We start from the raw sequence: 4514 nt of genomic DNA, 5'->3' as shown, positions 1-4514 counted from the left end.
CCATGCGGGTCGCGGCGACGGCGCTGAAGGCGAGGCGGTCGTCCGTCAGCGCGGCCTGCGCAAACCAGGAATTGCAGCCGCCGCGGCCGCCGGCCCGCAGATCCCTCGCGATCGAGAGCGAGGGGGCGGGGCCGCCCAGGACCGGCTGCCCGTCCAGCATTTCCACCTTCCAGGTGACATCGAGGATCGGCGGCGGCGCAGCTTCCGGGGTCTCGACGCGTCCGGCGAAGCCGACGGTGATCAGGATCGGGGTGGCGAGGTCCGGCAGGTCGAGCGGGTAGGGCTCGGCATTGCGGAACCAGACGGCGCCATCCTCGGCGACGATCCGGGCGACGAGGCCGTAGCGGCGGCCGGTCTCGAGGAGGCTCTCGTCGACGTTCAGCGTGAAGGTCAGCGGCACCTGGCCGCGCGCCGCGATCGGCGCGGTCGCCGAGATGCCCTCGGTTTCGGGTGCCGCCAGGTCCACCAGCGCAACCGAGAGTGTGGCGCCGGCCGGCAGCGCGATCCGCTCCCGGTAGGTGACATCGCCGCTGATGGTCAGCTTGGCGCCCATGGCCGGGGCGGCGAACGACAGCATCAGGGCGGCCATCGCCGCCAGCGCCAGGTGGATGCGGAACATCGAGCCCTCCTCTCGGGTGGTCGCAGTCTCCCGCAGAATTATGGAAGAAATGCAACGGCCGCGCGCAATAGTCGCCGGACCCGCCGGACCCGGCCCGCAGAACAGGCTAGCTGGCGACGACGAGGAATGGCGCGTCGAACAGATGTTCCTCGAGATTGTTGCCCTCACCGCCGCGATCGACGACGAGAAAATCGCTCGGCGCCTCAAGCGGGGTCAGCACCCCGTGCCAGGTGTTCATGGCAATGTTCACCCCGGTGCCCGCCGGAACGAGGAAGGCCCGCGGCCGTCCGGGGGTACCCTGCCGGTCGGGCGCCACGATCGAGAGCCAGGGGCGCGGGGCGAGCGGGAAAAAGGCCTGGCTGCCCAGCGGATGGCGTTCGACCAGGCGCAGGGTCAGCGGCAACGCGCAGGGCTGGCCGCGGAAGATCGAGATCAGCGGCCGGGCGTGCACGCCGCCCAGTTCCACCCGCGCCAGGTCGTGGTAGCGCTCGGTTCGGCCGGAATTGATCGGGTAGTGGTGGGCCATGTCGTCGGCGGCGATCACCTGGCCGAATGGCGCGAAGGCCTCGCGGCTCAGCGGCTCGATCACGATGCTGTCCATCCGCCGTCCCCTAGAGCGTCAGCTTCATGTGCCGGTTCACATCCTTGTAGAGCAGGTAGCGGAACCGCTGCGGGCCGGCGTAGCAGGCCTGCGGGCAGAAGGCGCGCAGCCACATGAAGTCGCCGGCCTCGACCTCGACCCAGTCGCGGTTGAGCCGGTACACCGCCTTGCCCTCGAGCACGTAGAGCCCGTGCTCCATGACGTGGGTCTCTTCGAACGGGATCACCGCGCCCGGCTCGAGCGTCACGATGTTGACGTGCATGTCGTGCCGGACGTCGGTGGGGTCGACGAAGCGGGTCGTGCCCCAGGTGCTGTTGGTGTCCGGCATCCAGATGATCGGCTCGTCCTGCTCGTTGGCGACGAAGGCTTCCGGCGCGTCGATGCCGTCCACCTTGTCGTAGCGCTTGCGGAGCCAGTGGAAACGCGTCGCGACGGAGCCCCGGTTGTCGAGCGTCCACTGGCTCGAGGGCGGCAGGTAGGCATAGCCCCCCGCCTTCAGTAGGTGGGATTTGCCGCCGATCGTCAGGCTGGCCTGGCCCTCGACGACGAACAGCACGCCCTCGACGCCGGCTTCGGGCTCCGGGCGCTCGCTGCCGCCGCCGGGAAATACCTCCACCACGTACTGCGAAAAGGTCTCGGCAAAGCCGGTCATCGGCCGGGCGATGACCCAGGCCCTGGTCTGCGTCCAGTGCGGCAGGTAGCTCGTCACGATGTCGCGCATCACCCCGCGCGGGATCAGCGCATAGGCCTCGGTGAACACGGCGCGGCCGGTGTGGAGGGCCATCTGGCCGGGCAGGCCGGCACTCGGGCCGGCATAGGTGGTGGGGGCCATGGCACGCGCGGTTCTGGTGATCGATCAGTCCTCTTAGCGCAGATGCGACGGCCCGCACAGTAGCGGCGCTCGTTCTCCCGCAGGGCGCTGAACTTATCCCCGCCGTCCGGACCCGCCGTACAATGCGCGCCGATCGGTGAGAGATGGGAGTTCAGCTCCACGTCGGTGCAACGGGGGAGTGCGGCGATGTCTGGTCAGGAAACGTTCATCTTTGCGGCGCAGGCTGGGCCAATGGACCAGCGCCATCACCAGTTGCAGCCCACCCTGATCGACCCGGCTCTCCTCGAGGAAGCCGGACGGGCGGTGCGGCTCTGGCTCGATCGGCTGCTGCACGGGCGCGACACAGAGCCCGACACGTCGATCGCCTGGGAGGATGGCGAGCCCCACGACGATCCGGGCCGGCCGCCGTCGCGCTAGCCATGGACTGGCTCAGGGACTTCCAGGGCTCTTTCCGGGAGCCGGTCGAGGCGCTGGTGATGCAGTACTGGCCCTACGCGTTCCTCATCGTGCCGATCGGCATTTGGTTGTGGTTCTACGACCAGGAGCGGAAGCCGCTGGCCGAGGCCGAGGGGCCGGAGGAAGACGATGTCGGGGATGGCGGCGGCGACGACTGACGCCGCCGCGCCAACCGTCACAGACCCGCGTGCGCCTTCTCGAGATCGGCGATGACGATCTTGCGCATCTGGAACATCGCCTGCTGGGCCCGTGCCCCGGCCGCCTTGTCCGTGCTGTCCCAGACCAGTTCGACCAGCCGCTGCGGCACAATCTGCCAGCTGAGGCCGAACCGGTCACGGCACCAGCCGCACATCGACTCGGCGCCGCCGTCCGCCGTCAGCGCCGCCCAGAAATAGTCCACCTCGGCCTGGTCCTTGCAGTCGACCGAGAACGAGACCGCCTCGGTGAACGGAAAGCGCGCGCCGCAATTGAGCGCCATGAATTCCTGATCGCGGAGCCGGAAGGTCATGGTGAGGACGCGGCCGTCCGGGTAGCGCTGGGTATCGCGGATCTCGGCATCGCCGAAGGTCGCCACATAGAAGTTGACCATCTCCTCGATGCGGTCGTCGATCCACAGGCAGGGCATGATCTTGGGCATTTCGGTGGTCCTTTGCTCGGTGTCGTGGTGTTGAGGGGGCCATTCTCGCCAGGCGCAGGGTCTGGCAAGGCAGTTGGTCGCAGTGGGAGTTCAGGCGAGGCCGGGCGGATCAGCCGTCCGGACGTTCGGCCAGCAGCGTGTCGAGGCGGCGGAAGCCGGACTCCATGCCTTCGGCCATCGGCGTTGCGGCGGCGCCGTCGCGCGCCTCCTTGCTGGCATAGAGCACCGTCAGCACCGAGCGTGTCCCGGCCTCGGTGGGGGTGAAGGCATTGCTGTTGAGCGTCTCGCCGCCGGTCCAGTCCATGTCGTAGCGTTCGGTGGTCCTGATCCAGCGCGGGCGGTCGAGTTCGAGAATGGTGCCGCCATGCCCCATCTCGAAACCGGTCGGGCCGCGGGAGACAAAGCGCCACGCTCCGCCGACCCGTGCATCGAACTCGCAGACGGTCATCACCCAGTCGGCCGGGCCGAGCCAGCGGCGGATCAGGGCCGGCACGGTCCAGCAGTCGAACACCAGGTCGGGCGGCGCGGCGAAGTCCCGGGTGACGACGATCTCGCGGTCGGAGGGCATACTGATGGAGAGCGGCCTGAACATCGTGTCCCCTACTGCTTGCGGCCGGGAGGGACGGCCTGGAGCACGGCGAGCAGGCCGTCGAGGCGGTCATAGCTCGCCTCCCAGAAGCCGCGATAGGCCTCGAGCCAGCCGACAGCCTCTGCGAGGGGGGCGGCCTCGATACGCACCGGACGGCGCTGCGCGTCACGCCCGCGGCTGACGAGGCCAGCCTGTTCGAGCACCTTGATGTGCCGCGAGATCGCCGGCTGGCTCATCTCGAAGGGCTCGGCCAGCTCCAGCACCGATGCCTCGCCCTCGGCCAGACGGGCAAGGATGGCCCGACGGGTCGGGTCGGCGAGGGCGGCAAAGGTCAGGTCGAGCTGGTGTACTGTCGAGGCCATTTCATAACCGATCTTCTATATAACAGAATGGTTATGATCGAATCCCTGGCCTGTCAAGTGCCGCGGGCGCGACGGCTTGCCGAAGTCCGGTGACGCGGAGCGCCGGCCGATCCTCCCCGCTGGCGGGGAGGGGAGCCGGCGAAGCCCGTCGTGGGGCCTATCACCCCCGGCACATTCCGCTCAGCCGCCGAGGATTTGCCGCAGCCGCAGTTCGGCGATGCGTTCGACCTGGCGGCAGGCGGTAGCAAGCTCCGTGTCGCGGTCGGCGCCGATGCGGCGCTCGAAGGCGGTGAGGATCTGCGCCTTGGTGTTGTCGCGCACGGCGATGATGAAGGGGAATCCGAACCTGTCGACATAGGCCGAGTTGAGTTCGCTGAACCGTGCCCGTTCCGCGTCGGTCAGCGCGTCGAGCCCGGCC

Annotated in this window: 9 protein-coding genes; 2 read left to right on the top strand and 7 right to left on the bottom strand. The window is 68.8% G+C overall.

Translation table 11 applies throughout. From position 1 onward, the window contains the following. The 3 genes from ACE3TU_RS19245 to ACE3TU_RS19235 all read right to left on the bottom strand — a co-directional run. A partial coding sequence (locus ACE3TU_RS19245; protein WP_374627169.1) for a YbaY family lipoprotein occupies nt 1-619 on the bottom strand: 619 nt, incomplete at its 3' end. 106 nt (nt 620-725) lie between these two features. After that, entirely contained in the window at nt 726-1220 is a 495-nt protein-coding gene (locus ACE3TU_RS19240) for an ureidoglycolate lyase (RefSeq protein ID WP_374627166.1), read from the bottom strand. Between the two features lie 10 nt (nt 1221-1230). Continuing rightward, on the bottom strand, nt 1231-2052 hold the full coding sequence (locus ACE3TU_RS19235; RefSeq protein ID WP_374627164.1) for a bifunctional allantoicase/(S)-ureidoglycine aminohydrolase: 822 nt from the start codon (nt 2050-2052) through the stop codon (nt 1231-1233). Nucleotides 2053-2238: 186 nt separating this feature from the next. Here ACE3TU_RS19235 and ACE3TU_RS19230 point away from each other — a divergent pair, with 186 nt between their 5' ends. Further along, nucleotides 2239-2469 (top strand): hypothetical protein, encoded by a 231-nt coding sequence (locus ACE3TU_RS19230; protein WP_374627162.1) that lies wholly within the window; start codon nt 2239-2241, stop codon nt 2467-2469. A 2-nt stretch (nt 2470-2471) separates the two neighbouring features. Next, on the top strand, nt 2472-2666 hold the full coding sequence (locus tag ACE3TU_RS19225) for a hypothetical protein (RefSeq protein WP_374627160.1): 195 nt from the start codon (nt 2472-2474) through the stop codon (nt 2664-2666). Between the two features lie 17 nt (nt 2667-2683). On the opposite strand, the gene ACE3TU_RS19220 is transcribed toward ACE3TU_RS19225, so the two are convergent. From ACE3TU_RS19220 to uraD, 4 genes are all read right to left on the bottom strand, one after another. Continuing rightward, nucleotides 2684-3145 carry a VOC family protein gene (locus ACE3TU_RS19220; RefSeq protein ID WP_374627158.1) on the bottom strand — a complete coding sequence of 154 codons (462 nt, stop codon included), beginning with the start codon at nt 3143-3145 and terminating at the stop codon, nt 2684-2686. A 109-nt stretch (nt 3146-3254) separates the two neighbouring features. Then, nucleotides 3255-3737, bottom strand: a complete 483-nt coding sequence (locus ACE3TU_RS19215) for an SRPBCC family protein (protein ID WP_374627156.1) — start codon at nt 3735-3737, stop codon at nt 3255-3257. Between the two features lie 8 nt (nt 3738-3745). Beyond that, nucleotides 3746-4096, bottom strand: a complete 351-nt coding sequence (locus tag ACE3TU_RS19210; protein ID WP_374627154.1) for an ArsR/SmtB family transcription factor — start codon at nt 4094-4096, stop codon at nt 3746-3748. Nucleotides 4097-4276: 180 nt separating this feature from the next. Continuing rightward, on the bottom strand, nt 4277-4514 hold a 238-nt coding region (uraD, locus tag ACE3TU_RS19205), incomplete at its 5' end, for a 2-oxo-4-hydroxy-4-carboxy-5-ureidoimidazoline decarboxylase (RefSeq protein WP_374627152.1).

The organism is Devosia sp., assembly GCF_041917035.1.
Classification (GTDB): Bacteria; Pseudomonadota; Alphaproteobacteria; order Rhizobiales; family Devosiaceae; genus Devosia_A.
The sequence above is the reverse complement of the archived record's forward strand: the minus strand, read 5'-3'. Positions and strand labels throughout refer to the sequence as shown.